This window comes from Streptomyces sp. NPDC030991, from assembly GCF_055571235.1.
Genome location: NZ_JBVIFR010000035.1, coordinates 1 through 26,674, shown reverse-complemented (window position 1 = coordinate 26,674; position 26,674 = coordinate 1). Strand labels below are relative to the sequence as shown.

Sequence of the window (26,674 nt, the reverse complement as noted above, 5' to 3'; positions counted from 1 at the left end):
GTGGCGAACGAAGGAACCGGCCCCCTTTCGGGCTTCACGCGTGGCCGTGCGGTCAGGCCGTGACCTCGACCGCGGCCAGATTCTTCTTGCCGCGCCGCAGCACCAGCCACCGCCCGTGCAGCAGCTGGTCGGCGCCCGGGACGAAGTCCTCGGCGGCGACCTTGACGTTGTTCACGTACGCGCCGCCCTCCTTCACGGTCCGGCGCGCGGCCGACTTGCTCGCGACGAGACCGACCTGGGCGAACAGGTCGACGACCGGGCCGAGCTCGGCGACCTCGGCCCGCGGCAGCTCGGAGAGCGCGGCGGCCAGCGTCGCCTCGTCGAGGTCCGCCAGGTCCCCGTCACCCTGCCCGAACAGCGCCTTCGACGCGGAGATCACCGCGGCCGTCTGCTCGGCGCCGTGCACCAGCGTCGTCAGCTCCTCGGCGAGCGCGCGCTGGGCGGCGCGGGCCTGCGGGCGCTCCTCGGTGAGCTTCTCCAGCTCCTCGATCTCCTCGCGGGACCTGAAGCTGAAGACGCGCAGGTAGTTGGCGATGTCCCGGTCGTCCGCGTTCAGCCAGAACTGGTAGAAGGCGTACGGCGACAGCATCTCCGGGTCCAGCCAGACGGTGCCGGACTCGGTCTTGCCGAACTTGGTGCCGTCGGCCTTGGTCAGCAGCGGAATGCCGAGGGCGTGCACCACGGCCTCCGGGTGGACCCGGTGGATCAGGTCGGTGCCGGAGGTGAGGTTGCCCCACTGGTCGGTGCCGCCGGTCTGCAGGACACACCCGTACTGCTCGTACAGCTTGAGGAAGTCCATCCCCTGCAGGATCTGGTAGCTGAACTCGGTGTAGCTGATGCCCGCGTCGGAGTTGAGCCGCCGCGAGACGGCCTCCTTCGCGATCATCTTGTTGACCCGGAAGTACTTGCCCATGTCGCGCAGGAACTCGATGGCGGACATCCCGGACGTCCAGTCCAGGTTGTTCACCATCACCGCGGCGTTCGGGCCCTCGAAGTCCAGCAGCGGCGCGATCTGCCCGCGCAGCCGCTCGACCCAGCCCGCGACGACCTCGGGCGAGTTCAGCGTGCGCTCGGAGTTCGGCTTCGGGTCACCGATCAGGCCGGTGGCACCGCCGACCAGGCCCAGCGGACGGTGGCCCGCCTGCTGGATGCGCCGCATCGTGAGGATCTGCACCAGGTTGCCCAGGTGCAGGCTGGGCGCGGTCGGATCGAAGCCGCAATAGAAGGTGACCGGACCGTCCGCGAATGCCTTGCGCAGCGCGTCCTCGTCGGTGGACAGGGCGATCAGCCCGCGCCACTTGAGTTCATCGACGATGTCGGTCACGGTTCTGTGTCTCCTCGAAAAGTGCTGGTGGGTCCCCGCCAGTCTATGGGCGAACCCGGGCGGGTCAGACGCCCTGACTGACCGAGCTCATGTTGAAGTCCGGTACGCGCAGTGCGGGCATTGCGGCCTTGGTGAACCAGTCGCCCCACTCCCTCGGCAGCGTCTTCTCCGTGCGCCCCGCCTCGGTGACCCGGCTCAGTACATCGACCGGTGACTCGTTGAACCGGAAGTTGTTCACCTCGCCCACGACCTCGCCGTTCTCCACGAGGTACACGCCGTCCCTGGTCAGCCCGGTCAGCAGCAGCGTGGCCGGGTCGACCTCGCGGATGTACCAGAGGCAGGTCAGCAGCAGCCCGCGCTCCGTGGCGGCGACCATCTCCTCCAGCGACGTGCCCGAACCGCCGTCGAGGACGAGGTTGTCGATGGCGGGCGCCACCGGCAGCCCGGTGAGCCCCGCGCTGTGCCGGGTCGTCGTCAGATGCCGGAGCTCGCCCCCCGAGATCCACTCGGTGGCGGCCAGCGGCAACCCGTTGTCGAAGACGGACGCGTCGTCCCCGGAGGCGTGGGCCAGCACGAACGGCGCGGACTCGAGCCCCGGCTCGTGCGGGTCGCTGCGCAGCGTCAGCGGCAGCTCGCTGAGCCGCTCGCCCACGCGCGTGCCGCCGCCGGGCCTGGAGAACACGGTCCTGCCCTCGGCCGCGTCCCGCGCCCCCGCCGACCACAGCAGATAGATCAGCAGGTCCGCCACGGCCGTCGGCGGCAGCAGCGTCTCGTACCGTCCCGCCGGCAGGTCGACGCGGCGCTCGGCCCAGCCGAGCCGCGTCGCCAGATCCGCGTCGAGCGCCGCCGGGTCGACGTCCTTGAAGTCCCGCGTGGAGCGGCCCGCCCAGGCCGAACGCCGCCGGTCGGGCGACTTGGCGTTCAGCTCCAGCGTCCCGTCGGGCTGGTCATGGCGGAGCCGCAGCCCCGTCGACGTACCGAGGTAGCTGGACGTCAGCTCATGGCTGGCGAAGCCGTACAGCTCGCGCCCGCCGGCCCTGGCCCGCGCGAAGGCCTCGCCCAGCGCGGGCGCGAACTCCGCGAACACGGCCGACGAGGTCTCGGCGGGCGCCTCCGTGAACCCGGGGGAGGACGCCACGCCCCCGACGAGCGGCTGCGCGTCCTCGGCAGGACCGGCCTTCGCTGCGGCCTCCTCCGCGGCCCGCACCAGCGGTTCGAGGTCGGCGGCGGTGACCGCCGACCGGGAGACGACACCCGTGGCCGTGCCCTCCTGGCCGTCGACCGTCGCTATGACGGTCAGCCGCCGCCCGCGCGTGACCCCGTTCGTCGTCAGCGCGTTGCCCGCCCAGCGCAGATTGGCGGTGGACGTCTCGTCGGCGATGACGACACAGCCGTCGGACCGGGACAGTTCGAGGGCGCGCTCGACGATCTCGTACGGCTTGCTGCTGCGGCCGCTCATCGACCCGCCTCCTGCGTCGTGTTCAGAATGTTGACGCCCTTGAAGAGGGCCGAGGGGCAGCCGTGCGAGACCGCCGCGACCTGGCCCGGCTGGGCCTTGCCGCAGTTGAAGGCGCCGCCGAGGACATAGGTCTGCGGGCCGCCGACCGCCGCCATCGAGCCCCAGAAGTCGGTCGTCGTGGCCTGGTAGGCGAAGTCCCGCACCTGCCCGGCGAGCCGCCCGCCCCGGATCTCGTACGCCCGTTGCGCCGTGAACTGGAAGTTGTACCGCTGCATGTCGATGGACCACGACCGGTCGCCGACCAGGTAGATCCCGCGGTCGACGCCCGCGATCAGGTCCTCCGTCGCCAGGCCGCCCGGATCGGGTTGCAGCGAGACGTTCGCCATCCGCTGCACCGGAACGTGCCCGGGGGAGTCGGCGTACGCACAGCCGTTGGACCGCTCGAATCCGGTCAACTTCGCTATCCTGCGGTCGAGTTGGTAGCCGACCAGCGTCCCGTCCCGCACCAGGTCCCAGGACTGCCCGGCCACGCCCTCGTCGTCGTACCCGATGGTGGCGAGCCCGTGCTCGGCGGTGCGGTCACCGGTGACGTTCATGATCTCGGAGCCGTACTTCAACTTCCCGAGCTGGTCGAACGTGGCGAAGGACGTGCCCGCGTACGCCGCCTCGTAGCCGAGCGCGCGGTCCAGTTCGGTGGCGTGCCCGATGGACTCGTGAATGGTCAGCCACAGATTGGACGGGTCGACGACCAGGTCGTAGGAGCCCGCCCGCACACTCGGCGCCCGCATCTTCTCCGCCAGCAGCCCGGGGATCTCGGCCAGCTCCCGGTCCCAGTCCCAGCCGGTGCCCGTCAGGTACTCCCAGCCCCGGCCGGCCGGCGGCGCGAGCGTGCGCATCGAGTCGAACTCGCCGCTCGAATCGTCCACGGCGACCGCGGTGAGCTGCGGATGCAGCCGCACACGCTGCTGGGTCGTCACGGTCCCCGCCGTGTCGGCGTAGAACTTGTTCTCGTGGACGCACAGCAGCGAGGCGTCCACATGGCTGACCCCGTCGGCCGCCAGCAGCCGCGCGCTCCGGTCGGCGAGCAGCGCCACCCGCTCCTCCTCCGGCACGGAGAAGGGATCGATCTCGTACGAGGAGATCCAGGTCCGGTCCGCGTGCACCGGCTCGTCCGCCAGCTCGACCAGTTCGTCCGACCCCGCGGCCCTGATGACCTGCGCGCTCAGCTTCGCCATCGCCACGGCCTGGGACGCCACCTTCGCCGCGGCGTCCATGGACAGGTCGACGCCGGACGCGAAGCCCCAGGTGCCGCCGTGCACCACCCGCACCGCGTACCCGAGGTCCGTGGTGTCCGAGGACCCGGCGGGCCTGGCGTCCCGCAGCCGCACCGCCCCGTTGCGTACGCGCTCCAGGCGGAAGTCCGCGTGCTGCGCGCCCAGGGCCCGCGCGCGGGCGAGAGCCGCGTCGGCGAGAGCCCGCAGGGGGAGCGCCGTGAAGGCTTCATCGATCGTATGAGGCACGAATGTCTCCCTGTCGTCCACGTCGTCGACCCGATCATGTCGTGCGACACGTCTCGCGGCCAGAGCTTTCTGTAGGGACTCGACAGTCAGTCGGGTACGTCACTGTCGGTGGGCGATTCTCCGTACGAAGGGTCGTACCGATAGGTTTTCGAAGTACCACACCGCTATCGAAAGGGTGATCCGTTGAGCCGCTCGGTTCTCGTCACCGGAGGAAACCGGGGCATCGGCCTCGCCATCGCCCGCGTATTCGCGGAGGCCGGCGACAAGGTCGCGATCACGTACCGCTCGGGTGACCCGGCTGAGCTGGAGAAGCAGGGCTTCCTGGCCGTCAAGTGCGACATCACCGACACGGAGCAGGTGGAGCAGGCCTACAAGGAGATCGAGGAGAAGCACGGTCCCGTCGAGGTCCTGATCGCCAACGCGGGCGTCACCAAGGACCAGCTCCTCATGCGCATGTCCGAGGAGGACTTCACGTCCGTCCTCGACACCAACCTCACCGGCACCTTCCGGGTCGTCAAGCGCGCCAACCGCGGCATGCTGCGCGCCAAGAAGGGCCGCGTCGTGCTGATCTCCTCCGTCGTCGGCCTGCTCGGCTCGGCGGGGCAGGCGAACTACGCCGCCTCCAAGGCGGGCCTGGTCGGCTTCGCGCGCTCCCTCGCCCGTGAGCTGGGGTCGCGGAACATCACCTTCAACGTCGTCGCCCCCGGTTTTGTCGACACCGACATGACCCAGGCGCTCACGGACGAGCAGCGCGCGAACATCGTGGCGCAGGTGCCGCTCGGCCGGTACGCGCAGGTCGAGGAGATCGCCTCCGCGGTCAGGTTCCTCGCCTCCGACGACGCTTCGTACATCACTGGTGCCGTCATTCCCGTTGACGGCGGACTGGGAATGGGTCACTGAGCACGATGACGAACACGACTGGAATCCTCGAGGGCAAGAAGATCCTCATCACCGGTGTGCTGATGGAGTCCTCCATCGCCTTCCACACCGCGAAGCTCGCCCAGGAGCAGGGCGCCGAGATCATCCTGACGGCGTGGCCGCGGCCGACGCTGACGGAGCGCATCGCGAAGAAGCTGCCCCGGCCCGAGAAGGTCAAGGTCCTGGAGCTGGACGTCTCCAACGACGAGCACCTCGCGCGCCTGGAGGGCCAGGTCCGCGAGCAGCTGGGCGACCGCCTCGACGGCGTCGTGCACTCCATCGGCTTCGCGCCGCAGGACGCGCTCGGCGGCAACTTCCTCAACACGCCGTTCGAGTCCGTGGCCACCGCCATGCACGTCTCCGCCTTCTCCCTGAAGTCGCTGACGATGGCGGTGCTGCCGCTGATGAGCGAGGGCGGCTCCGTCGTCGGCCTCACCTTCGACGCGCAGTACGCCTGGCCGCAGTACGACTGGATGGGCCCGGCCAAGGCCGCCCTGGAGGCCACCAGCCGTTACATGGCGCGTGACCTGGGCAAGCAGAACATCCGCTGCAACCTGATCTCGGCCGGCCCGATCGGCTCCATGGCCGCGAAGTCGATCCCCGGCTTCACCGAACTGGCCGCGGTCTGGGACGGCCGCTCCCCGCTGGAGTGGAACCTCGCGGACCCCGAGCCCGCGGGCAGGGGCATCGTCGCCCTGCTGTCGGACTGGTTCCCCAAGACGACGGGCGAGATCATCCACGTGGACGGCGGCCTGCACGCCGTCGGCGCCTAGGAGCAGGCGGGACCCTCGACGGGTCCCCCGTTCGGCTCACCGGCCGGGCAGCCACGAGGGACCTCCGCGCACGCTGGGTGCGAGGAGGTCCCTTCCGTGCGTCTGTCCCGCCGCGTAGCCCCCGCCCTCACCGCCCTCGCCCTGCTCGCCACGCTGCCCTACGACGCGGCTTCCGACCCCGCCGGGAACCGCGGCCACGCGCGCGTGGCCGACAAGGAACGCGATCCCTTCGGCGCCGGGTGCCGCGTCCGCGTCGAGGCCGGGACGCGGGCGACCGCCACCTGCCACAACCCGTACCCGGGTGTCGACGAGATCGCCCTGCACATCGAGTGCGACCCGTGGTGGGACATCGACACCGACACGGCCCCGACCGAGATCGGCCCCGCCGAGACCGTGCGCCTGAACGGACGGTGCTGGAAGAACGTGCGGACCGCCTGGGTCACGCATCGCAGGGCGGCGTGAGCCGCCCCGGGCGGCACAGGAACGGATAGGACGCGGCCTCGGCCGCGGCGGCCTCCGCGTCGCCCTCCCGGATCGCGTCGACCAGCCGCGTGTGGTCCATGTGGTTCTCGGCGCTGAGCCGCTCGCCCACGTCCTCGCGCAGCCAGTCCCGCAGGACCTCGCCCAGGTCCGCGTACATCGCCGTCATCACGTCGTTGTGGGACGCGGCCACGACCGCCATGTGGAACGTCGCGTCCGCCGTCACGAACGCCTCCGTGTCGCCCGACTCCCACGCCTCCTCACGGCGTACGTGCAGGGCGTCGAGCTGCTTCACATCGCGCTCGGTGCGCCGCTCGGCGGCCAGCCTCGCCGCGCTCGACTCCAGCGTGGAGCGCAGCTCGGCGATGTGCCGCGGATCGGCGTCGGCGAACCGCCGCTGCATCACCCCGGCCAGCTCGCTGGTCGCCGCGACGTACGTGCCCGAGCCCTGCCGGATGTCGAGCAGCCCGTTGTGCGCGAGGGCGCGCACGGCCTCCCGCACCGTGTTCCGGGCGACACCGAGCTGCTCGACGAGCTCGGGCTCCGTGGGGATGCGCGAGCCCACCGGCCATTCGCCCGAGGAGATCTGGGCGCGCAGGGCGGAGATGACCTGCTCGGACAGGGCCGAGCGCCGGGGAGAGGTCAGTGGCATCGACATTCCTTGGTCCTGGCGCGTACCTGACGCGAATCAACTGGACAGCCAATCATCCCATGATTCTAAGATGGGTCCCATGGCTAGTGAGGAAACACCGACCCCGACGATGGCACCGCCGAGCGCCGAGACCCCGATATCCACCGGAAAAAGTGCCGCCCCGCGCGCGTGGGCCGTACGCCTGGTGACCGTCGGCATCGTCCTCGCCGCCCTGAACCTGCGGCCCGCGATCACCAGCCTCGGCGCCCTCCTCGAAGAGGTCCGCGACGGGCTCGGCATGAGCGGCAGCCTCGCCGGACTGCTCACCTCCGTACCCCCGCTGTGCTTCGCGGTCTTCGGCGTGATGGCGCCCCGGCTCGCCCGGCGCTTCGGCGCGAGCGCCGTCGTCTGCGCCGGCATGGCCGCCATCGCCGCGGGCCTGATCATCCGCCCGTACACCGGCGGCACCGTCGGCTTCCTCGTCGCCAGCGCCCTCGCCCTCATGGGCATCGCCGTCAGCAACGTGCTGATGCCGGTCATCGTCAAGCGCTGGTTCCCCGACCGCGTCGGCTCCATGACCGGCCTGTACTCGATGGCCCTCGCGCTCGGTACCTCCCTGGCCGCCGCCGCGACCGTCCCCATGACCGGCGCCCTCGGCGACAACTGGCAGACCGGGCTCGCCGTCTGGGCCGCGCTCGCCGTCGCCGCGGTCCTCCCCTGGATCCCGCTCGCCCGCCTACGGGACGGGGCCGCCCCCGCGGAACCCGGCCGGTCGGCCACTGCCCCCGCCGACGGGCTGCGCGTCACCCGTAGCCGCACCGCTTGGGCGCTCGCCGTCTTCTTCGGACTCCAGGCCACGGCCGCGTACATCACGATGGGATGGATGGCGCAGATCTTCCGCGACGCCGGGGTCTCCGCGTCGACCGCCGGTGTGCTGCTCGCCGTCACCATGGCGATGGGCGTCCCGCTCGCCTTCGTCATCCCCCGCGTCGCCGCCCGGTTGCCCAGCCAGGGCCCGATCGTGGTCATCCTCGGCCTCTGCGGCCTCGCCGGTTACGCGGGCCTGTACTTCGCTCCCTCCTCCGGCGCGTGGGCCTGGGCGGTCCTGCTCGGCATCTCCAACTGCGCCTTCCCGCTGGCCCTGACCATGGTCGGGATGCGCGCCCGCACCGGCGCCGGCGTCGCCAAGCTGTCCGCGTTCGCCCAGTCCACCGGCTACCTCATCTCGATCCCCGGGCCGCTGCTCGTCGGCGTCCTCTACCAGCACAGCGGTGGCTGGGGCGTGCCGATCGCGCTCATGGCCGCGCTGATGGTGCCGCAGATCGTGGTGGGCGTCCTCGCGGGCCGCAACCGCACCATCGAGGACGAGGCCGCCGCACCCGCCCCGGCGTCCTGAGCACCGGGGACAGGTGCGACACTTGGCGCATGTCGCCTGTGCTCGAGCCGAACCCCCAGAACGGCCAGAAGAAGCTCCTGCTCGTGCTCGGCGCGATGCTGGCCATCACCGTGATCGTGGCCGTCATCGCGACGATCGCCTCCCCCTGACACCCCCTCGACGCCCCGCCCCCGGGGCGGAGGTGGGGTTAACACCACCATCCCCTAGGGGGCCAGTGTCAGGGTGAAGTGGGTGGATCACCGGATGGGGCGGCAGCCGCCGGATCCGTACCTTCGAAGTGTCGCCGGGAACATCGGCGTACCGGACGAGGACGACGGACCACGGAGGAAGCCATGTCGGCCCCCACGCACCCCCGGACCCACCCGGCAGTCACGGGCGGCGCCTCCATCCGACTGCCCTGGTGGGCCCTCGTGCTGCCGGCCGTCGCCTTCGTGGCGCTCCTCCTGCTGCTCCTCGACCCCGCCGACGCCCACGCCGCGGCGGGTGACCCGACCCTCGCCCACGTCGCGGCGCGCATCAAGGAACTGGTCCTCGGCTAGACCCCTCCCGCCCCCGTTCACCCGTGCCGGTCGGGCCCGTCAACTCCCTGCGCCCCGTGCCCGGTTTCATGCGAAGCTGGGATGTATGAGCGTCGCAGAACCCCGCAGGATTGTTCTTTTCCGGCATGCCAAGGCCGACTGGCCCGAGATGTCCGATCACGAGCGTCCGCTCGCCGAGCGCGGGCGCAAGGACGCCCCGATCGCGGGCCGCAAGCTCGCCGACTCCGGCATCGCCCTCGACCTGGCCCTCTGCTCGACGGCCGTGCGCACCCGTGAGACGTGGAAGCTGGCCGTCTCCGAACTGCCGGAGCGGCCCAGGACCGTCTACGAGGAGCGGATCTACGAGGCGTCCCCCGGCGAGCTGATCGCCGTGCTGAACGAGACGCCGGACGACGTCAGGAACGCCGTACTGATCGGCCACAACCCGGGCGTACAAGGGCTCACCGAAGTACTGACAGGATCGGCCGAGCCGGCCGCGGCCGAGCGGCTGAGCCGGACCGGGTTCTCCACCGCGGCCTTCGCCGTGCTCTCCTTCACCGGCCCCTGGAAGTCGCTGGAGCCGGGCGCGGCCGAGCTGCTGGACTACTGGTCGCCGAACGCCTGACGGCGCCGCGTACGCACCTACGCGAAAGGGCCCGGCACCGTCCACCGGTACCGGGCCCTTCCCCGTGGTTCAGGACTCCTGGGCGTCCGCCGCCTCGACCTCTTCGCGCGTGATGCCCAGCAGATACAGGACCGTGTCGAGGAAGGGCACGTTCACCGCGGTGTGCGCCGCCTCGCGGACCACCGGCTTGGCGTTGAAGGCGACCCCAAGACCCGCCGCGTTCAGCATGTCCAGGTCGTTGGCGCCGTCGCCGATCGCCACGGTCTGCGCCAGCGGAACCCCCGCCTCCGCGGCGAACCGCCGCAGCAGCCGCGCCTTGCCCGCGCGGTCCACGATCTCGCCGGTGACCTTGCCGGTCAGCTTGCCGTCGACGATCTCCAGGGTGTTGGCCTGCGCGAAGTCGAGCCCGAGCCGCTCGCGCAGATCGTCCGTCACCTGCGTGAAGCCGCCCGAGACGACGCCCACCTGGTAGCCGAGCCGCTTGAGCGTACGGATCAGCGTGCGGGCGCCCGGCGTGAGCCGCACCTCGCTCCTGACCTTCTCCACCACCGACGCGTCGAGCCCCGCGAGCAGCGCCACGCGCGCGTGCAGCGACTGCTCGAAGTCCAGCTCACCGCGCATGGCCGCCGCCGTCACCTCGGCGACCTCGTCCTCACAGTCCGCGTGCGCCGCGAACAGCTCGATCACCTCGTCCTGGATGAGCGTCGAGTCGACGTCCATCACGACGAGCCGCTGCGCGCGCCGGTGCAGCCCGGCCGCGACGACGGCGATGTCCACACCCAGCTGCGCGGCCTCGGTGGCGAGCGCGGTGCGCAGCGTCTCCGTCTCGGCGCCGGAGACCGCGAACTCGACGGCGGTGACGGGGTACTTGGCCAGGCGGAAGACGCGGTCGATGTTGCCGCCGGTCCCGGTGATGGCCGCGGCGATCGCGGCGGTCGACTCGGCGGTGAGCGGGTTTCCGAGCACGGTCGCCAGCGACCGGCCCACACCGCGCGGCCGGTTGTCGCCGGTGCCCGAGATGATCTCGGCCTGCATCCGGATGGACTCCGCCCAGCTGTGGACGGTGGCCCGCAGGTCGCCCTCCAGACCGGGCGAGGGCTGGGTGACCAGGGCGCACAGGACCATACGGCCGCGGGTGACGACCTGCTCGATGTCGACGACGTCGACGGAGTAGGCGGCGAGGGTGTCGAAAAGCCCGGCGGTGATGCCGGGCCTGTCCTTGCCGAAGATCTTGACCAGAAGGGTCGGGACGTCGGCCGGCTCGGGCTCGTGTCCGTCGACGTTCGGGGCGTCAGCGGGGTGCTGGGGCTGCGGAGCGCTCATGATGCCCCTACGTTATCGGGCTTGTGTGCGGGTGCGCGGCCCCGGTCCGCGTACCGGACAGGGGCCGCGCCGACCGACCCGAACCGCCTTGGTTCAGCGCCCGTCCCGGTTCCCACGGCGCCGGTCCCGTGCCCGCCCGGGGGCAGGCGGCGGTGGCGGTGGCGGGGGCGGCGGCTCGGGGTGCAGCGGACCCGCGACCGTGGGGGCACCGCTCGTGGTGTCGTGGTGGGGCCGCTCGGCGCCCGGGTCCTGACCACGGGCCCCGGGGCCGCGCGCGTCCCGGCCGTACGCGTTCCCGCCGTACGGTTCGGTGCCGTACGGCCGCAGATACGGGTTCGTGTCGGCGTTCGACGGCCGGTACGGGCTGCTCGTCCGGTACGGGCCGGCCGTCGCGGCTGACGGCTCCCGCGCCGCCGCGGCCCCGCCCGAGCCGGCGGCCAGAGGGGCGACCCGCCCGCCCGCGGTCCCGCTCGCGCGCGCGAGGAGCGCCCCGAGCGCCCCGGCCCCCGCGCCCCACGCGGCGCCCAGGAGCAGCGCCGTCCCCGGACTCCCGTGCACCTCGATGCCCGCGCCGAACCCGTCGAAGCCGAGTACCGACAGGGACGCGTCCGCCGAGACGTCCGTCAGCCACACCAGGAGCGGCAGCGCAAGCGCGGTCACGACGCCGAGCCGCAGCGCGCAGCGCCCCGCGAACGCCGCCGCGCCCTGCCCCTGGGCCCACGGTGTCCGCACCGCCGTCAGCACCCCGGCGAACAGCATCAGCAGGGCCATCGCGATACCCAACAGCCATACCCTGCTGTCGAGTTCGGCCAGCCGCCCCAGCGTCAGAGACTGGTCGGACGAGCCCGTGAGCAGATCGTCCAGCGGGTCGGGGAGCACCTTCGTGAGGGCACCCGTCGCCCTGCCGTCCCAGGGCACGAAGAGGCCGAGCGGCACCCCGAGCCAGGCCCCGTTGGGCGCGCCGAGCAGCGCGGCGCCCGCGATCCGCTTCGGGTGGTCGTCGCCGATCATCGCGTACACCGCCGCGGCCAGGCCCGCGAGGACCGCCACCAGCAGTACGGTCACGAGCGCCGACGCGGCCGGCCGCACCACCCGGTGCACCGGAGCGAGGGCGCGCGGCAGGGGAGTGCGCCGCGACGCGAGCAGCGCGATCAGCAGCACCCCGATCGCGAAGGCCGCGCCGCCGAGCAGCGTGGCGCCCGTCTGCACCGTGAAGCCGACGGACGCCTTCGCGTCCGCGAGGTCGCCGAGCCGGTCGGGGAGCAGCCCCCCGATGCCACCCGGGAGCTTGTCCTCTATGCCGTCCGGCAGGCCCCCGGCGCCCGGTATGTCGTTCAGTCCCAGCTGCGAACCGTCAATCGTGATGATGTCGTGACCCGCCCACGCGAGCCCGCCCAGCAGCGCCACGAACAGCGTCACCACGGCTCCCGCGCGCGCGACCAGTTCACCGGGGCCGATCTCAAGTCCCCGCGCACGCAAGGAGCGTAGAAAGAACCAGCTCATCAGAAGCGCGCCCACCAGGCCCACGCCGAGTGGCGCGACATCGATGGCGGTGTTCGCCTGCGCGCCGTCCAGACCGAACGCCGACACGTCGCCGGAAGGCGTCACGCGCCCGCCGACGCCCAGCGCCACCACGGCCGCGGTCATCGGCCCGAGCGACCCTGCAGAATCCGCCCGCAACAGATGCAGTCCGAGCGCCGCGACCCCCGCCATCCCGATGAAAGCCCAGCTCACCGCGGCGATGGCCGAAAGCAGCACATCGCCGACGGGCATCCCGTCCCGCCGGGTCGCGCCATGGCCGGTCTCCATCAGGACCCCCCGATCCGTACCGCCTCGCCCCTGATATCCCATTTGCGCATGATCCGTAGGGAGTTGTGGGTGCTTACCACTCTCCGGGCCTCTATCTGCCACGTCAACGGCGCGGGCGCCGGAGCGGCCCGAGAGTCTTCACAACCTCCGACGCAAGGCCCGACTTTCGGTCACGGGGCGTTCCTGAAATAGTTCCTGACGATGTTCGACATCCCTAGACTCCCCATGACGGGGCACAACTTCGGGGGACAACTCAGTGGGGCATGGAGTGCCTGAACTCGTATTGGAACTGAACGGCAGGACCTGGACGCTCGACCCGTCCAGGCCGTACACCCTCGGACGTGATCCGGGGGGAGACGTCGTGCTCGACGACGCCAGGGTCTCCTGGCGCCACGCCACGATCAGCTGGGGCGGCCGTAGCTGGGTCATCGAGGACCACGGCTCGACCAACGGCACCTTCGTCCAGGGCCGGCGGATCCACCAGATGGAGATCGGCCCCGGCTCGTCGGTGCACCTGGGCAACTCGACCGACGGCCCGCGCGTGAACGTGCAGGGCAGCACCCAGGCCGCCGCCGTGGCCTCACCGCACCAGGCCCAGCAGCAGGCCGCGGGGCTGGCGAAACAGCCCGCGCAGCAGCCCCCGCAGCAGCATCCGCAGGGCGGTGCGCCCGGCTGGCAGCAGCAGGCGCCACAGCAGCCCCTGATGCCGCAGCAGCAGCAACCGCAGCAGGCGTGGCCGCAGCAACAGCAGCCGCAGCGGATGCCGAACCAGCAGGGGCCCGGTGGCGTCGCGGGGGCTCCGCCGGTCTACGGAGACCGCAGCCCGACCACGTTCCACCAGTTCTCGCTCGGCCGCGTCATGCGCATCGGCCGCGCCCTGGAGAACGAGCTGGTCGTCTCGGACCTCCAGGTCTCGCGCCTGCACGCCGAGTTCCACGCGACGCCCGACGGCCGCTTCGAGATCCGCGACCTCGGCTCGCACAACGGCACGTACGTCAACGGCCAGCCGATCACCAAGGGCGGCTCGGCCCTGCTCGGCCCGAACGACATCGTCGGCGTCGGCCACTCCACGTTCCGCCTCGTCGGCGACCGCCTCGAGGAGTTCGTCGACACCGGCGAAGTCTCCTTCTCCGCACGGCACTTGACGGTCACCGTCGACGGCGGGAAGCAGATCCTCAAGGACGTCTCGTTCGGCGTCCCCGAGAAGTCGCTGATCGCCGTCATCGGCCCCTCGGGCTCCGGCAAGTCGACGCTCCTGAAGGCACTCACGGGCTACCGCCCCGCCAACCAGGGTGACGTCCTCTACGATAACCGGAACCTGTACAAGCAGTTCGCCGAGCTGCGCCAGCGCATCGGTCTGGTCCCGCAGGACGACATCCTGCACAAGGAGCTGACCGTCAAGAAGGCGCTCAAGTACGCCGCCAAACTCCGCTTCCCCGCGGACACCAGCGTGCAGGAGCGCCAGCAGCGCATCGACGAGGTGCTGCGTGAGCTGAAGCTCGACATCCACAAGGAGAAGAAGGTCACCTCCCTCTCCGGTGGCCAGCGCAAGCGCGTCTCCGTCGCCCTGGAACTGCTGACCAAGCCGTCGCTGATCTTCCTGGACGAGCCGACCTCCGGCCTCGACCCGGGCATGGACCGCGACGTCATGCAGCTCCTGCGCGGTCTCGCCGACGACGGCCGTACGGTCCTCGTCGTCACCCACTCCGTCGCCGAGCTCGCGATCTGCGACAAGCTGCTCGTGATGGCGCCGGGCGGTTCGGTGGCGTACTTCGGCCCGCCGGAGGAAGCCCTCAACTTCTTCGGCTACGAGACCTGGGCCGACGTCTTCTCGGCGTTCGAGAACTACCGCGACTACGACTGGGCGGGCCGCTGGAAGGGCTCGCAGCACTACCAGATGTACGCGGCGGACATCGACGCCGTAGCCGCACAGTCGATACAGATGCCACCCCCCGCCGCGATCAAGCCACCCAAACCGCAGCCATGGGCCGCCCAGCTCATCACCCTGATCCGCCGCTATGTGTCGGTGATCGCCTCCGACAAGGGGTTCATGGGGCTCATGGTGATCCTGCCCGCGGTCCTGGGCATCGTCTCCGTGGTCATCCCGGCCGACTTCGGCCTGGCCCCGCCCAAACCGCCGTCCAAGTTCAACGGTGACGCGGGCACGATCATGCTGATCATCGCGGTCGGCATGTGCTTCTCGGCCGCGGCCAACTCGGTCCGTGAACTGATCAAGGAGCGGGTCATCTACGAACGGGAGCGCGCCACCGGCCTCTCCCGCTCCGCGTACCTGATGTCCAAGGTCATCGTCCTCGGCGTCATCACGGCCATCCAGGGCGTCATCATCTGCGCCATCGGCTTCGTCCCGCGCGATCTTCCGGCGGAGGGCCTGCTGATGCCGCCGGCCATCGAGCTCTGCATCTCGATCATCGCGCTCGGCTTCACGTCGATGATGTTCGGCCTGGTCATCTCCTCGCTGGTGAAGACCTCCGAGAAGACGATGCCGCTGCTCGTCATGTTCGCCATCGTGCAGGTCGTCTTCACCGGCGTCCTCTTCCAGATCTACGGATCGATCGGCCTGGAGCAGTTCGCCTGGCTGATGCCGTCGCGCTGGGCGATCGGCGCCGCCGGGGCCACGCTCGACCTGTCCCACCTGATGCCGCCGTGGGACCCGCAGAAGCCGAACGACCTCGACCCGCTGTGGGAGCACTCGGTCGGACAGTGGAGCGTCAACCTCGCCATCCTGATCGCGCTCGGCGTGATCTGCGGCGTCGTGGTCGCCCGCCTGCTGCGCCGCCACGAGCCCGAGGTCATGCGCAAGTAGCGGAAAGCGGACGAGCGGCAGGCCGGCACGTCCGTACGCCAGTGAAGGGCGGCACCCTTGTGGGGGTGCCGCCCTTCACTGGCATGGGGGTTCAGCGAGTTCCGGACCCAGAGGTCCCGTCAATGCGTCTCAGTACGCGCTGTCCACGTTGTCGATCGAGCCGTACACGTTGGCCGCGTAGTTGGCGGCGGCCGTGATGTTGGCGACGGGGTCGTAGATGTTCGACGAGGTGCCGTCCACGTGGTACGCGTCGAACGTCGGCTGGATGACCTGGAGCAGGCCGATCGACGGGGTGCCGTTCTGGGCGTTGATGTCCCAGCCGTTCATGGCGTTCGGGTTGCCCGTCGACTCACGCATGATGTTGCGGTACAGACCGTCGTAGGAGCCCGGGATGCCCTTGGCCTTCATGATGTCGAGGGACTGCTTGATCCAGCCGTCCAGGTTGTTGGCGTAGACCGGCGTACGGGCGGCGGCGCGGGAGGCGGCCTCCTGGGCCTCGCGCTCCTTCTTCGCCTGGGCGTCGGCGTCGGCCTTCGCCTTCGCCGCCGCGTCGGCCTTCGCCTTGGCATCGGCGTCGGCCTTCTTCTTCGCGTCGGCCTCCTGCTGGGCCTTGATCTTCGCGGCGGCCTGCTTGGCCTTCTCCGACGCGCTGGCCTGCTGGTCGGTGACGCTGGCCTGCACGTCCTTGATCTGCTGCGAACCGGCGTTCGTCGTGAAGGCGACGGGAGCGGCGGAGACCGTCTCGCTCTGGGCCTGGGCCTGCGTGTCCTGGCCAGGGACCAGCGTCACCGCGAGAGCCGCGGCACCGAGAGCGGCGACACCGGCCATCGAGGCCTTGTGGACGCGGGTCAGCTGACTATGGCCGGGGAAGCTGTACTTGGACATGGGAGACGGGGACCTCTCGAAGAACGGGAGCCGCTCGCCGACCGGACCGGACGGGCTGTGTTTGGGACACGAACGCCGTGGGTAGAACCGGTCGGCGTTGAGCGACGGAGGCCATTCTTAGCGGCCGCAAAATTCCGTGGCAAAGGTGTGACGTACGAAGCCGGGTAGTGGATCCGCGGCGCGGAAAAGGGGCCGACAGTCGACGCGCGACTCCCAGCCCCCACCCAGCCTCAGTACTTACCTCCCGGGTCTGCCCACTAGGGCCCTTCGTACGTGACGTGCACCCTATGCGCGGCGTCACACCGCGGCAGAGCCGTTCTCACACTTGGTTGCCACTGCAACGCACAGCGTGAGCCCCCTCCTCCGGAAGGATGAGGGGGACGTCGCGCCCGCGGGCCGCAACGCCCAAGGTCCTTCGCCCTACGCCCACAGCCCTAGACGGCAGCGGTCCCGAGGCGGATACGCACCGTCACACCCCGCCGGTACGGTGAGGCCATGAGTCACGGTCCACGGACGGGACTGGCCGCGGTGAGCGCCGCGTTGCTGGCCATGAGCAGGCATCTGGAGGTGCGCGACGTCCTCAAGACGATCGTCGCCTCGGCGCGCGAACTGCTCGACGCCGAGTACGCGGCGCTCGGGGTCCCCGACGACCACGGCGGCTTCGCCCAGTTCGTCGTCGACGGCGTCAGCGAGGCGCAGTGGAAGGCCATCGGCCCCCTGCCGCGCCAGCACGGCATCCTCGCCGCGATGCTGCGCGAGGCGCGCACGGAGCGCCTCGCCGACGTCCGCGAGGACCCCCGCTTCGAGGGCTGGCCGTCCGCCCACCCCGACATGTCCGACTTCCTGGGCCTGCCCATCAAGGACGGCGACGAGACGATCGGCGCGCTCTTCCTGGCGAACAAGAGGTGCCCCAAGCCACAAGGAGGCTGCGGCTTCACCCAGGAGGACGAGGAACTGCTCCAGATCCTCGCCCAGCACGCCGCGATCGCCCTGACCAACGCCCGGCTCTACGAGCGCAGCCGCGAACTCACCATCGCCGAGGAGCGCTCCCGGCTCGCCCACGAACTGCACGACGCCGTCAGCCAGAAGCTGTTCTCGCTGCGACTGACCGCCCAGGCCGCGGCCAAGCTGGTGGACCGCGACCCCGCGCGCGCCAAGGACGAGTTGCACCACGTCGTGGGGCTCGCCGCCGAGGCCGCCGACGAACTGCGCGCGGCCGTCGTCGAGTTGCGCCCCGCGGCCCTCGACGAGGACGGCCTGGTCGCCACGCTCCGTACGCACATCCAGGTCCTCGACCGCGCCCACACGGCCCACGTCACCTTCGCCACCGGCGGCATCAGAGCCCTGCCCGCCGCACAGGAGGAGGCGATGCTGCGCGTCGCCCAGGAAGCGCTGCACAACGCGTTGCGCCACTCCGGTGCGGAGCGGGTCCGGGTGACGGTCGACAAGCGGGGCCCCGGTGCCGCGCTCCGCGTCGCCGACGACGGCACCGGCTTCGACCCGAAGGCGGTCCGCAGGGCGGGGCGCCACCTCGGCCTGGTCTCCATGCGCGACCGGACGAGCGGCGTCGGCGGCCGGCTCACGGTGGAATCCGAGCCCGGCAAGGGCACCACGATCGACATGGAGGTCCCCGGTGGCTGATCCGATCAAGGTACTTCTGGTCGACGACCACCAGGTCGTCCGCCGGGGCCTGCGTACGTTCCTGGAGGTCCAGGACGACATCGAGGTCGTCGGCGAGGCGGCGGACGGGGCCGAAGGCGTCGCGCGCGCCGAGGAGTTGCACCCCGACGTCGTCCTGATGGACGTCAAGATGCCGGGCATGGACGGCGTCGAGGCGCTGCGAAAGCTCCGCGAACTGGCCAACCCCGCGCGGGTGTTGATCGTGACCAGCTTCACCGAGCAGCGCACCGTGGTGCCGGCCCTGCGCGCCGGCGCCGCCGGTTACGTCTACAAGGACGTCGACCCCGACGCACTGGCCGGCGCCATCCGCTCCGTCCACGCCGGGCACATCCTGCTCCAGCCCGAGGTGGCGGGCGCCCTCCTCTCCCAGGAGGTGGCGAACGGCGGGCAGGGGAGGGGCGGTTCACTCACCGAGCGGGAGCGCGAGGTCCTCGGCCTGATCGCCGACGGCCGGTCGAACCGGGAGATCGCCCGCGCCCTCGTCCTCTCCGAGAAGACCGTGAAGACCCATGTGTCGAACATCCTGATGAAGCTCGACCTGGCGGACCGCACCCAGGCCGCCCTGTGGGCCGTACGGCACGGCGCCGCGGGCTGACGGGCCCGCTCCGGCGCACCACCGGGGCCCGAGGGGCGCGGTTCCCCTCCGGTGAGAGATTCATACTGTCGTGTATTTGTCCCCCGAACGGCGCATCCTGGCGGGCCGCGCCGCGTTCTCCAATGCGTGCTGCGGCGGCTGGCCGCGGCAATCGCAAGGAGGATTTCCAAGTGAAGAACCTGAAGAAGGCCGCGGCTGTCACCCTCGTCGCCGGTGGCCTGGTCGCCGCCGGCGCCGGTCTCGCCTCCGCCACTGACGGTGCGCACGCGGACGGCAAGGCCGTTCACTCGCCGGGCGTCGGCTCGGGCAACCTGGTCCAGGCCCCCATCCACATCCCGGTGAACGCGGTCGGCAACAGCGTGAACGTCATCGGTGTGCTGAACCCGGCCTTCGGCAACGTCGGCCTCAACCGCTGACCTGAGCCCAGGGTCCCCAGGACCCCCGGCCTCCCGGGCGCGCCCCGGGAGGCCGTCGCGCTCGCACCGGTTCTTTGATCCGATCGGGCGTATCGCGGCACGGCCCCGTTCCTCCCGGTCGCCCGAGCCGTTGCTCACCGTGCGGCTCGCCATTGGGGCCGAAACGCACCATCTGGAGGAACACTTCTCATGAACATCGCCAAGAAGGCCGCTCTGGCCGTCGCCGTCGCCGGTATCGCCGCGGGCGCCTCGGCGGGTGCCGCCGTCGCCGACGCCGGTGCCGAGGGCGCGGCCGTCGGCTCCCCGGGCGTCGTTTCGGGCAACCAGGTCCAGGTGCCGGTCCACATCCCGGTCAACGTCACGGGCGACTCGATCAACGTCATCGGCGTGCTGAACCCCGCCTTCGGCAACACCGCGGCGAACGACTGACGGTCGCGGCCCAGCAGCAACACCGGAGCCCCGCGGACAACGATCCGCGGGGCTCCGACGCGTCACCGGCCCGGCCCACGACGTCACCGGCCCGGCCCGGCCCGGGAGCCGACGACCGGCCCGGCCGAACTACGAGACGGCGACCGGCCCGGCCCAGCTCGTGACATAGCGACCGGCCCGGCCTGCTGGACGGCGACCGACCAGGCCCAGCTCGTGACGTAGCGACCGGCCAAGCCCGCGAGCCGACGACCGGCCAGGCCCGCTGGACGGCGACCGGCCCGGTCAGGCCCAGCTCGCGACGCGACGCGGCGACCGACCCGCGACCCCGCCCCGGCCACGAGGGGCAGCCGCCCCACCACGCACGGCAGCCGAGCCTCACTCGGCCTCACCCCCGCAACTGCTCCTCCACGAACGCGTTGTACGCGGCCACCTGGGCCCGCCGGGCCGTCCGCTCCACCGGCCTGAGCGCCACCGCCCGGGCCCCCATCTCCGAAGCGCTCACGGCCCCGCCGTGCCCGCTCTCGTACGCCACATCGATCAGCACACCCACGCGCTGCGCCAGCTCCAGCACCCGTACGGCCCGCGGCGGATACCCGGGTGCCAACGCCTCCCGGCCCCGCTCGGCGCGGGCCCGGTACGCGTCGACGGCGGCCTCCGCCATCGGCCCCGACCCGGCCACATCCAGCCGCGTCAGCACCTGCGTGGCCTCCCGCAACGCCTCCGCGAGCTCCCGCTCGGCCTCACCGAGCGAGGGCACGTCAGCGGGCGGCGCCTCCCGCACGGGCAGGCAGTGCCACACCACCTGGACATGGACATCGCCGTCCGGCCCGGCCTCGTACACCTCCGGGATCAGCCCGAGCGCGGCCCCGACACAGACGACCGCCTCCTCGGCGTCGACGGCCCGCGCGTTGAACTCCGGCGGCCCGCTCAGCCCCAGCGGATGCCCCGGCGCGGGCAGCGCGACCCGCAGCCCGCCGGCCCCGAGTGCGCGCAGCCGCCCGAGGGCCAGCGTCAGCCCGACCGGGCCCGCCTCCCCGGGGATCCCCTCGACGCGGTGCACCGCGTCCTCACCGACGATCGCGAGTACCGCGTCATCGGGTGCGACCAATCCGGCCAAAAGGGCATTCCCCCATGCCGCGAGCCGTCCAGAGCGTGGTTCCGAGAGCATGCGCTCCACCATAGAAGCCCAGGACGACGCCAAAACCCCGGCCGATGGAATGGACCACCGGACCAGTGGCGTAGGTTTTCCCCCGGGGGCTGCGTCCAGTGCCGAACAAGCCGAACCTCTACGGACGCACGCGAGACGGCCAAGACTGCAATGGGAGACAACGCGCTCATGAGCGATGTGCTGGAGCTGGAGGACGTATCCGTGGTCCGCGAGGGCCGGGCTCTGGTGGACCAGGTCTCCTGGTCGGTGAAGGAGGGCGAGCGCTGGGTCATCCTCGGACCCAACGGCGCGGGCAAGACCACCCTCCTGAACATCGCCTCGAGCTACCTCTTCCCGAGCAGCGGCGCCGCCACCGTCCTCGGCGAGACCCTCGGCAAGCCCGGCACGGACGTCTTCGACCTGCGCCCACGCATCGGCATCGCCGGCATCGGCCTCGCCGAGAAGCTGCCGAAGCGCCAGACCGTCCTGCAGACCGTGCTCACCGCCGCGTACGGCATGACGGCCGGCTGGCAGGAGAAGTACGAGGACATCGACGAGCAGCGCGCCCGCGCCTTCCTCGACCGCCTCGGCATGAGCGAGTACCTGGACCGCAGGTTCGGCACGCTCTCCGAGGGCGAGCGCAAGCGCACCCTGATCGCCCGCGCCCTGATGACCGACCCCGAGCTGCTCCTCCTGGACGAGCCCGCCGCCGGTCTCGACCTGGGCGGCCGCGAGGACCTCGTACGCCGCCTCGGTCGCCTCGCCCGCGACCCGATCGCCCCCTCGATGATCATGGTCACGCACCACGTCGAGGAGATCGCCCCGGGCTTCACGCACGTCCTGATGATCCGCCAGGGCCAGGTCCTCGCCGCGGGCCCCCTGGAGCTGGAGCTCACCTCCCGCAACCTCTCCCGCTGCTTCGGCCTCCCGCTGATCGTCGAGCAGCGCGGCGACCGCTGGACGGCCACCGGCCTCCCCCTGAGCTGACGCTTCCGTCCGGCTGTGCGGGCCGATCGCCCTCTGTCCGCACAGCCGTCCGCGGATCTACCATGACCAGGTGGCAGACATTGACGCATGGGTGTGGTGGCTGATCGGGGCCGCCGCGCTCGGAATCCCGCTCGTCATCACGGCCATGCCCGAGCTGGGCATGCTCGCCGTGGGCGCCGTCGCCGGCGCCGTGACGGCAGGGCTCGGTGGCGGAGTCATCCTCCAGGTCCTGGTCTTCGCCGTCGTCTCCTGCGCGCTGATCGTGGTCGTACGCCCCATCGCCGCACGTCACCGCGGTCAACGGCCGGAACTGGCCACCGGAATCGAAGCCCTGAAGGGCAGACAGGCCGTCGTGGTCGAGCGTGTCGACGCGGGCGGCGGGCGGATCAAGCTCAGCGGTGAGATCTGGTCGGCCCGCACCCTCGACGGTGACGCGGCGTACGAACCGGGCCGCCAGGTCGACGTCGTCGACATCGAGGGAGCCACCGCGATCGTCATCTGAGCCCACGGGTGACCTGAACCAGCCCCGCTACATGGGTGGTTCTGACAGACTCGACCAGCAAGATCCCAAGATCCTCCCGCGCGACGGCGCAGGAGGACAACGGCACGAAGGGCACAGGAGACGCGATGTCAGCGATCATCATCGTCCTGATCATTCTGGTGGTGTTGGTCTTCATCGCCCTGATCAAGACCATCCAGGTCATCCCGCAGGCGAGCGCGGCCATCGTGGAGCGCTTCGGCCGTTACACCCGCACCCTGAACGCGGGCCTGAACATCGTCGTCCCCTTCATCGACTCCATCCGCAACCGCATCGACCTGCGCGAGCAGGTCGTGCCGTTCCCGCCGCAGCCGGTGATCACCCAGGACAACCTGGTCGTCAACATCGACACCGTCATCTACTACCAGGTGACGGACGCCAGGGCCGCCACCTACGAGGTGGCCAGTTACATCCAGGCCATCGAGCAGCTCACGGTGACGACCCTGCGCAACATCATCGGTGGCATGGACCTGGAGCGGACCCTGACCTCCCGCGAGGAGATCAACGCGGCACTGCGCGGCGTCCTCGACGAGGCCACCGGCAAGTGGGGCATCCGCGTCAACCGCGTCGAGCTGAAGGCGATCGAGCCGCCCACCTCCATCCAGGACTCGATGGAGAAGCAGATGCGCGCCGACCGTGACAAGCGCGCCGCGATCCTCACCGCCGAAGGTATCCGCCAGTCGCAGATCCTCACGGCCGAGGGTGAGAAGCAGTCCGCGATCCTGCGGGCCGAGGGTGAGGCCAAGGCCGCGGCCCTGCGCGCGGAGGGCGAGGCGCAAGCCATCCGTACGGTCTTCGAGTCCATCCACGCCGGTGACGCGGACCAGAAACTCCTCGCCTACCAGTACCTCCAGATGCTCCCGAAGATCGCCGAGGGAGACGCCAACAAGCTCTGGATCGTCCCCAGCGAGATCGGCGACGCCCTCAAGGGACTGAGCGGCGCCATGGGCAACTTCGGCCCGATGGCCGGCGGCCCCGCTCCGTCCGCGCCGTCGAAGGAGCGCCGGGAGCAGCCCCCCATCGACTGAGCACGGCACAGCACAGCGGCACAGCACAGCGGCACAGCACAGCGGAACGGGCCGCCGACCTCGCGAGGTCGGCGGCCCGTCGTGTCCGGTCTCCCGGCCTACGCCGCCATCTTCTGCTGCCCCAGCCACCCCGGCAGCGCCGCCCGCCCGTCGGTGCCGAGCGACAGCAGCATCGCGTCGGCCGGCGTCGGCTCGAACGGCTGCCTGAGCAGCGGCATCCCGGCCTGCTCCGGTGTCCGGTCGGCCTTGCGGTGATTGTCCTCGGCGCAGGACGCCACCGTGTTCAGCCACGCGTCCGCGCCACCCTGCGACCGCGGCACCACATGGTCCACGGTCGTCGCCCGCCGCCCGCAGTACGCGCACCGGTGCTGGTCCCGTACGAGCACGCCCCGCCTGGACCACGGCGCCCGTCTTCGGAACGGCACCCTGACGTATCTGCAGAGCCTGATCACCCGTGGCACGGGTATGTCGAGCGCCGCTCCGCGCATCCGCAGCTCGGGGTGGGCCTGCTCGACGACGGCCTTGTCCTGCAACACCAGCACGACGGCTCGGTTCAGTGTCACTGTCGAGAGCGGCTCGAAGCTCGCGTTCAGCACCAACGTGTCCCGCACCCTGCCCACCTCCCGTACGCAACGGATCACCCCTCGGCGTCCGTGCGTCAACTCTGGCCGCGCCCGCCGAGATGGACAACGCAATAAAAAATGCCTGCCTCTGATCACTTCCAGGACCAGAGGCAGGCAAACGTTCCGTGAACGCTAACTCTCCGCGGGAGCCGCGTACTCGGCGACGACCTGCGCCCGCGCGAGGGTGTGGAACCGCAGGTTGAAGCCGACGACGGCGGGCGAGGCGTCGGAATCGATCCCGAGCTTCTCCTGATCCACCGCGTACACGGTGAAGACGTATCGGTGCGCGGGATCGCCGGGCGGCGGGGCGGCGCCCCCGAACTCCTTCGTCCCGTAGTCGTTGCGCACCTGCACGGCGCCGTCGGGAAGCCCCTCGAACTTGCCGCTGCCCGCACCCGCGGGCAGCTCGGTCACCGAGACGGGGACGTCGAACAGGGACCAGTGCCAGAACCCGCTGCCCGTCGGCGCGTCCGGGTCGAAGCACGACACGGCGAAGCTCTTGGTCTCCGCGGGGAAACCCTCCCACCGCAGCTGCGGCGAGGTGTTGCCGCCCGCCTGGACCTGAGCGTCGTCGAGCACCCCACCGGGCTTGAAGTCCTCGCTCACGACGGTGAACGACGGCACCTGCGGATGAAAGTCATGCGGCAACGGCGCCCGCTCGGGCTGCTCGGTCACGACGACACCTCCTGGATCAAGGTTCTGCGGACTCACGGGTTCCACGGACTGACAGGTTCTACGGACTGTGAGTCCACGCACTGACGAGTTCTACAGACCCACGGGTTCTACACAGTCCGGTCCTGAAACCCTAGAACCAGTTCTTCCGACTGCCGACCTCCGACAGCCACTGGTGCAGGTACGCGGACCAGTCGGTGCCCTGGAAGTCGTTGTGCCCGACGACGAACGAGCGGAACGTGTCGCTGCCCTCGCTGAACAGGCCCGGCTTCTTGTCCATCTCCAGTACGACGTCCATCTCCCGGTCGTCGGCCACGAAGCTCAGCTCCACCTGGTTGAGCCCCCGGTACTGCTGCGGCGGGAAGAACTCGATCTCCTGGTAGAACGGCAGCTTCTGTCGCGTGCCCCGGATGTGCCCGCGCTCCATGTCCGCGCTCTTGAAGCGGAACCCGAGGCCGATGAAGGCGTCCAGGAGCGCCTGCTGCGACGGCAGCGGGTGCACGCTGATGGGGTCCAGGTCCCCGGAGTCCACGGCCCGGGCGATCTCGAGCTCGGTGGTCACCCCGATGTTCATCCCGCGCAGCGGCTGCCCGTCGATCGTCGTGACCGGCGTCTCCCAGGGGATCTCGAGGCCGAAGGGCACGGCGTGCACCGCGTTCGCCTTCAGCTCGAAGGCGCCGCCGAGCCGCACCTTGGTGAACTCGATGTCCTGCTTGGTCTCCTGGTCGCCGCCCTCGACCTCGACCCGCGCCTGCAGACCGACGGAGAGACCCTCGATCTCCTGGTCGACGGATCCGCCCTGGATCCGGACCTCGCCCTGGACGACGCCACCGGGCACGACATTGGCCTCGGTCAGCACCGTCTCGACGGACGCCCCGCCCGCACCCAGACTCGCCAGCAGTCGCTTGAAGCCCATGACTCGATCTCCTCCATAGGTGAACCGTGATCCCGCGATGACCGGACCCGCCGACCTGACGCGCCGGTCCCGCTGTCTACAAACGCGGTACACCGGCGTCCGGTTCCGCACGGGCTCAGCCGGCCCGTTCCGTTACCCTCGGACGGCATGATCGCGGCCCCTGACCGTACGCCCCTGACCCGCACGTTCTTCGACCGGCCAGTCCTGGACGTCGCCCCCGACCTGCTGGGACGCACCCTCGTGCACCACACGGCCGACGGCCCCATCGAGCTCCGCCTCACGGAGGTCGAGGCCTACGACGGTGCGAACGACCCCGGCTCCCACGCCTATAGAGGACAGACCGCCCGCAACAGCGTGATGTTCGGCCCGCCCGGACACGTGTACGTCTACTTCACGTACGGCATGTGGCACTGCATGAACCTGGTCTGCGGCCCACCGGGGACCGCGAGCGGTGTCCTCCTGCGTGCGGGCGAGATCACCGAAGGCGCCGAGTTCGCCCGCAAACGTCGACTATCGGCCCGTAAGGACAAGGAACTGGCCAAAGGCCCGGCCCGACTGGCCACGGCCCTGGGAGTGGACCGCGCCCTCGACGGCACGGACGCCTGCGCCTCGGGCGACTCACCGGTGGAGGTCCTGCACGGCACGCCGGTCCCCGCTGACCAGGTACTCAGCGGCCCTCGCACCGGAGTCGCCGGCGAGGGCGGGGTCCACCCGTGGCGCTTCTGGATCGCCGACGACCCGACGGTGAGCCCGTACCGGGCCCACACTCCCCGCCGACGCCGAACTTGACGCGGACTTGAGCGTTCCGTAATGTGGCCCGAGCCGCTTGACCCGGGTATGGCAGTCAGCCAGCAACGGGAAGCGGCCAAACCACTACTCTACGATCTCCCTCAGCGGGGGCCTTTTCGTCGTGCTCGCATGTCGAAATTCGAACCCGCGGAACTCGATTATGAGTTGACGAGGAAATCGTCTAACGTAGTGAACACGCCGAAAGGCAAAGGCCCCCAACGGCCACCGGAAATGAATTCCGAACCGGAAACGGAACGGAAAACGGATCTGGTAGGGTTGGAAACACGAAGGGAAGCGCCCGGAGGAAAGCCCGAGAGGGTGAGTACAAAGGAAGCGTCCGTTCCTTGAGAACTCAACAGCGTGCCAAAA

The 26,674-nt window shown here is 70.6% G+C and carries 28 protein-coding genes; 16 read left to right on the top strand and 12 right to left on the bottom strand.

The window, feature by feature from the left end; genetic code table 11:
* Positions 1–52: 52 nt before the first annotated feature.
* The 3 genes from tyrS to ACZ45E_RS37630 form a co-directional block, all read right to left on the bottom strand.
* Entirely contained in the window at positions 53–1,324 is a 1,272-nt protein-coding gene (gene tyrS, locus ACZ45E_RS37640) for a tyrosine--tRNA ligase (RefSeq protein WP_468230417.1), read from the bottom strand.
* Positions 1,325–1,388: 64 nt separating this feature from the next.
* Positions 1,389–2,783: a metallopeptidase TldD-related protein gene (locus ACZ45E_RS37635; RefSeq protein ID WP_468230414.1), complete on the bottom strand. Its 1,395-nt coding sequence runs from the start codon at positions 2,781–2,783 to the stop codon at positions 1,389–1,391.
* Positions 2,780–4,303 (bottom strand): TldD/PmbA family protein, encoded by a 1,524-nt coding sequence (locus ACZ45E_RS37630; RefSeq protein ID WP_468230412.1) that lies wholly within the window; start codon positions 4,301–4,303, stop codon positions 2,780–2,782. The genes ACZ45E_RS37635 and ACZ45E_RS37630 overlap by 4 nt, the downstream gene beginning before the upstream one ends.
* 183 nt (positions 4,304–4,486) lie before the next feature.
* On the opposite strand from ACZ45E_RS37630, the gene fabG reads away from it, so the two are divergent.
* From fabG to ACZ45E_RS37615, 3 genes are all read left to right on the top strand, one after another.
* Entirely contained in the window at positions 4,487–5,203 is a 717-nt protein-coding gene (gene fabG, locus ACZ45E_RS37625) for a 3-oxoacyl-[acyl-carrier-protein] reductase (RefSeq protein ID WP_468230410.1), read from the top strand.
* Between the two features lie 5 nt (positions 5,204–5,208).
* The gene (gene fabI / locus ACZ45E_RS37620) at positions 5,209–5,994 is read left to right on the top strand and encodes an enoyl-ACP reductase FabI (protein WP_468230407.1); all 786 of its coding nucleotides are present in this window, start codon (positions 5,209–5,211) and stop codon (positions 5,992–5,994) included.
* Between the two features lie 96 nt (positions 5,995–6,090).
* The gene (locus ACZ45E_RS37615) at positions 6,091–6,456 is read left to right on the top strand and encodes a hypothetical protein (RefSeq protein ID WP_468230404.1); all 366 of its coding nucleotides are present in this window, start codon (positions 6,091–6,093) and stop codon (positions 6,454–6,456) included.
* On the opposite strand, the gene ACZ45E_RS37610 is transcribed toward ACZ45E_RS37615, so the two are convergent.
* Positions 6,434–7,126, bottom strand: a complete 693-nt coding sequence (locus ACZ45E_RS37610; protein ID WP_468230401.1) for a FadR/GntR family transcriptional regulator — start codon at positions 7,124–7,126, stop codon at positions 6,434–6,436. The two genes, ACZ45E_RS37615 and ACZ45E_RS37610, sit on opposite strands and share 23 nt — an antisense overlap.
* A gap of 79 nt (positions 7,127–7,205) precedes the next feature.
* Between ACZ45E_RS37610 and ACZ45E_RS37605 the strand changes: the two genes are divergently transcribed.
* From ACZ45E_RS37605 to ACZ45E_RS37590, 4 genes are all read left to right on the top strand, one after another.
* The gene (locus tag ACZ45E_RS37605; RefSeq protein ID WP_468230398.1) at positions 7,206–8,501 is read left to right on the top strand and encodes a CynX/NimT family MFS transporter; all 1,296 of its coding nucleotides are present in this window, start codon (positions 7,206–7,208) and stop codon (positions 8,499–8,501) included.
* Between the two features lie 29 nt (positions 8,502–8,530).
* Positions 8,531–8,650, top strand: a complete 120-nt coding sequence (locus tag ACZ45E_RS37600; RefSeq protein WP_468230395.1) for an SGM_5486 family transporter-associated protein — start codon at positions 8,531–8,533, stop codon at positions 8,648–8,650.
* A 183-nt stretch (positions 8,651–8,833) separates the two neighbouring features.
* Positions 8,834–9,040, top strand: coding sequence for a hypothetical protein (locus ACZ45E_RS37595; protein WP_468230392.1), 207 nt, complete (start codon positions 8,834–8,836; stop codon positions 9,038–9,040).
* Positions 9,041–9,125: 85 nt separating this feature from the next.
* Complete coding sequence (locus tag ACZ45E_RS37590) at positions 9,126–9,644, top strand: SixA phosphatase family protein (RefSeq protein ID WP_468230390.1); 519 nt, start codon at positions 9,126–9,128, stop codon at positions 9,642–9,644.
* Positions 9,645–9,713: 69 nt separating this feature from the next.
* Here ACZ45E_RS37590 and serB read toward each other — a convergent pair whose 3' ends face one another.
* Entirely contained in the window at positions 9,714–10,967 is a 1,254-nt protein-coding gene (serB, locus tag ACZ45E_RS37585; RefSeq protein ID WP_468230387.1) for a phosphoserine phosphatase SerB, read from the bottom strand.
* Positions 10,968–11,060: 93 nt separating this feature from the next.
* Entirely contained in the window at positions 11,061–12,776 is a 1,716-nt protein-coding gene (locus ACZ45E_RS37580) for a streptophobe family protein (RefSeq protein WP_468230384.1), read from the bottom strand.
* A 268-nt stretch (positions 12,777–13,044) separates the two neighbouring features.
* Between ACZ45E_RS37580 and ACZ45E_RS37575 the strand changes: the two genes are divergently transcribed.
* Positions 13,045–15,600 (top strand): ABC transporter ATP-binding protein/permease, encoded by a 2,556-nt coding sequence (locus ACZ45E_RS37575; protein ID WP_468230381.1) that lies wholly within the window; start codon positions 13,045–13,047, stop codon positions 15,598–15,600.
* A 129-nt stretch (positions 15,601–15,729) separates the two neighbouring features.
* Here the strand turns inward: ACZ45E_RS37575 and ACZ45E_RS37570 are convergent, their stop codons facing one another.
* A complete protein-coding gene (locus ACZ45E_RS37570) occupies positions 15,730–16,485 on the bottom strand; it encodes a transglycosylase SLT domain-containing protein (RefSeq protein WP_468230378.1) in 756 nt (251 codons plus the stop codon).
* Positions 16,486–16,980: 495 nt separating this feature from the next.
* Between ACZ45E_RS37570 and ACZ45E_RS37565 the strand changes: the two genes are divergently transcribed.
* The 4 genes from ACZ45E_RS37565 (at position 16,981) to ACZ45E_RS37550 (ending at position 19,605) form a co-directional block, all read left to right on the top strand.
* Positions 16,981–18,126, top strand: a complete 1,146-nt coding sequence (locus ACZ45E_RS37565; protein WP_468230375.1) for a GAF domain-containing sensor histidine kinase — start codon at positions 16,981–16,983, stop codon at positions 18,124–18,126.
* Positions 18,119–18,760: a response regulator gene (locus ACZ45E_RS37560; RefSeq protein ID WP_468230372.1), complete on the top strand. Its 642-nt coding sequence runs from the start codon at positions 18,119–18,121 to the stop codon at positions 18,758–18,760. Before ACZ45E_RS37565 ends, ACZ45E_RS37560 begins: the two co-directional genes overlap by 8 nt.
* Positions 18,761–18,930: 170 nt before the next feature.
* Positions 18,931–19,176, top strand: coding sequence for a chaplin ChpE (gene chpE, locus ACZ45E_RS37555; RefSeq protein WP_468230370.1), 246 nt, complete (start codon positions 18,931–18,933; stop codon positions 19,174–19,176).
* A gap of 189 nt (positions 19,177–19,365) precedes the next feature.
* Positions 19,366–19,605, top strand: coding sequence for a chaplin (locus tag ACZ45E_RS37550; RefSeq protein WP_468230367.1), 240 nt, complete (start codon positions 19,366–19,368; stop codon positions 19,603–19,605).
* A 385-nt stretch (positions 19,606–19,990) separates the two neighbouring features.
* On the opposite strand, the gene ACZ45E_RS37545 is transcribed toward ACZ45E_RS37550, so the two are convergent.
* Complete coding sequence (locus ACZ45E_RS37545; protein WP_468230363.1) at positions 19,991–20,773, bottom strand: hypothetical protein; 783 nt, start codon at positions 20,771–20,773, stop codon at positions 19,991–19,993.
* Between the two features lie 168 nt (positions 20,774–20,941).
* Here ACZ45E_RS37545 and ACZ45E_RS37540 point away from each other — a divergent pair, with 168 nt between their 5' ends.
* From ACZ45E_RS37540 to ACZ45E_RS37530, 3 genes are all read left to right on the top strand, one after another.
* Positions 20,942–21,739, top strand: a complete 798-nt coding sequence (locus tag ACZ45E_RS37540) for an ABC transporter ATP-binding protein (protein WP_468230360.1) — start codon at positions 20,942–20,944, stop codon at positions 21,737–21,739.
* Positions 21,740–21,809: 70 nt separating this feature from the next.
* Positions 21,810–22,241, top strand: coding sequence for an NfeD family protein (locus tag ACZ45E_RS37535; RefSeq protein WP_468230357.1), 432 nt, complete (start codon positions 21,810–21,812; stop codon positions 22,239–22,241).
* 125 nt (positions 22,242–22,366) lie between these two features.
* On the top strand, positions 22,367–23,305 hold the full coding sequence (locus ACZ45E_RS37530) for an SPFH domain-containing protein (RefSeq protein ID WP_468230354.1): 939 nt from the start codon (positions 22,367–22,369) through the stop codon (positions 23,303–23,305).
* A 98-nt stretch (positions 23,306–23,403) separates the two neighbouring features.
* On the opposite strand, the gene ACZ45E_RS37525 is transcribed toward ACZ45E_RS37530, so the two are convergent.
* The 3 genes from ACZ45E_RS37525 to ACZ45E_RS37515 all read right to left on the bottom strand — a co-directional run bounded on the left by ACZ45E_RS37525 (position 23,404) and on the right by ACZ45E_RS37515 (position 25,516).
* Positions 23,404–23,916, bottom strand: coding sequence for an HNH endonuclease (locus tag ACZ45E_RS37525; protein ID WP_468230351.1), 513 nt, complete (start codon positions 23,914–23,916; stop codon positions 23,404–23,406).
* A 144-nt stretch (positions 23,917–24,060) separates the two neighbouring features.
* On the bottom strand, positions 24,061–24,603 hold the full coding sequence (locus tag ACZ45E_RS37520; protein WP_468230349.1) for a YbhB/YbcL family Raf kinase inhibitor-like protein: 543 nt from the start codon (positions 24,601–24,603) through the stop codon (positions 24,061–24,063).
* Positions 24,604–24,733: 130 nt separating this feature from the next.
* Positions 24,734–25,516, bottom strand: coding sequence for a sporulation protein (locus tag ACZ45E_RS37515; protein ID WP_468230346.1), 783 nt, complete (start codon positions 25,514–25,516; stop codon positions 24,734–24,736).
* A gap of 147 nt (positions 25,517–25,663) precedes the next feature.
* Here ACZ45E_RS37515 and ACZ45E_RS37510 point away from each other — a divergent pair, with 147 nt between their 5' ends.
* Positions 25,664–26,305, top strand: coding sequence for a DNA-3-methyladenine glycosylase (locus ACZ45E_RS37510; RefSeq protein WP_468230344.1), 642 nt, complete (start codon positions 25,664–25,666; stop codon positions 26,303–26,305).
* A 158-nt stretch (positions 26,306–26,463) separates the two neighbouring features.
* Here the strand turns inward: ACZ45E_RS37510 and ACZ45E_RS37505 are convergent.
* The coding region (locus ACZ45E_RS37505; protein WP_468230341.1) for a hypothetical protein at positions 26,464–26,674 on the bottom strand (211 nt) is incomplete at its 5' end.

Excerpts from the sequence above, each read along its gene's own strand:
- ACZ45E_RS37635 (WP_468230414.1), bottom strand. The coding sequence starts at position 2,783 with ATGAGCGGCCGCAGCAGCAAGCCGTACGAGATCGTCGAGCGCGCCCTC.
- fabI (WP_468230407.1), top strand. The coding sequence starts at position 5,209 with ATGACGAACACGACTGGAATCCTCGAGGGCAAGAAGATCCTCATCACC.
- ACZ45E_RS37610 (WP_468230401.1), bottom strand. The coding sequence starts at position 7,126 with ATGCCACTGACCTCTCCCCGGCGCTCGGCCCTGTCCGAGCAGGTCATC.
- ACZ45E_RS37605 (WP_468230398.1), top strand. The coding sequence starts at position 7,206 with ATGGCTAGTGAGGAAACACCGACCCCGACGATGGCACCGCCGAGCGCC.
- ACZ45E_RS37600 (WP_468230395.1), top strand. The coding sequence starts at position 8,531 with ATGTCGCCTGTGCTCGAGCCGAACCCCCAGAACGGCCAGAAGAAGCTC.
- ACZ45E_RS37595 (WP_468230392.1), top strand. The coding sequence starts at position 8,834 with ATGTCGGCCCCCACGCACCCCCGGACCCACCCGGCAGTCACGGGCGGC.
- ACZ45E_RS37590 (WP_468230390.1), top strand. The coding sequence starts at position 9,126 with ATGAGCGTCGCAGAACCCCGCAGGATTGTTCTTTTCCGGCATGCCAAG.
- serB (WP_468230387.1), bottom strand. The coding sequence starts at position 10,967 with ATGAGCGCTCCGCAGCCCCAGCACCCCGCTGACGCCCCGAACGTCGAC.
- ACZ45E_RS37580 (WP_468230384.1), bottom strand. The coding sequence starts at position 12,776 with ATGGAGACCGGCCATGGCGCGACCCGGCGGGACGGGATGCCCGTCGGC.
- ACZ45E_RS37570 (WP_468230378.1), bottom strand. The coding sequence starts at position 16,485 with ATGTCCAAGTACAGCTTCCCCGGCCATAGTCAGCTGACCCGCGTCCAC.
- ACZ45E_RS37565 (WP_468230375.1), top strand. The coding sequence starts at position 16,981 with ATGAGTCACGGTCCACGGACGGGACTGGCCGCGGTGAGCGCCGCGTTG.
- ACZ45E_RS37550 (WP_468230367.1), top strand. The coding sequence starts at position 19,366 with ATGAACATCGCCAAGAAGGCCGCTCTGGCCGTCGCCGTCGCCGGTATC.
- ACZ45E_RS37545 (WP_468230363.1), bottom strand. The coding sequence starts at position 20,773 with ATGCTCTCGGAACCACGCTCTGGACGGCTCGCGGCATGGGGGAATGCC.
- ACZ45E_RS37540 (WP_468230360.1), top strand. The coding sequence starts at position 20,942 with ATGAGCGATGTGCTGGAGCTGGAGGACGTATCCGTGGTCCGCGAGGGC.
- ACZ45E_RS37530 (WP_468230354.1), top strand. The coding sequence starts at position 22,367 with ATGTCAGCGATCATCATCGTCCTGATCATTCTGGTGGTGTTGGTCTTC.
- ACZ45E_RS37515 (WP_468230346.1), bottom strand. The coding sequence starts at position 25,516 with ATGGGCTTCAAGCGACTGCTGGCGAGTCTGGGTGCGGGCGGGGCGTCC.
- ACZ45E_RS37510 (WP_468230344.1), top strand. The coding sequence starts at position 25,664 with ATGATCGCGGCCCCTGACCGTACGCCCCTGACCCGCACGTTCTTCGAC.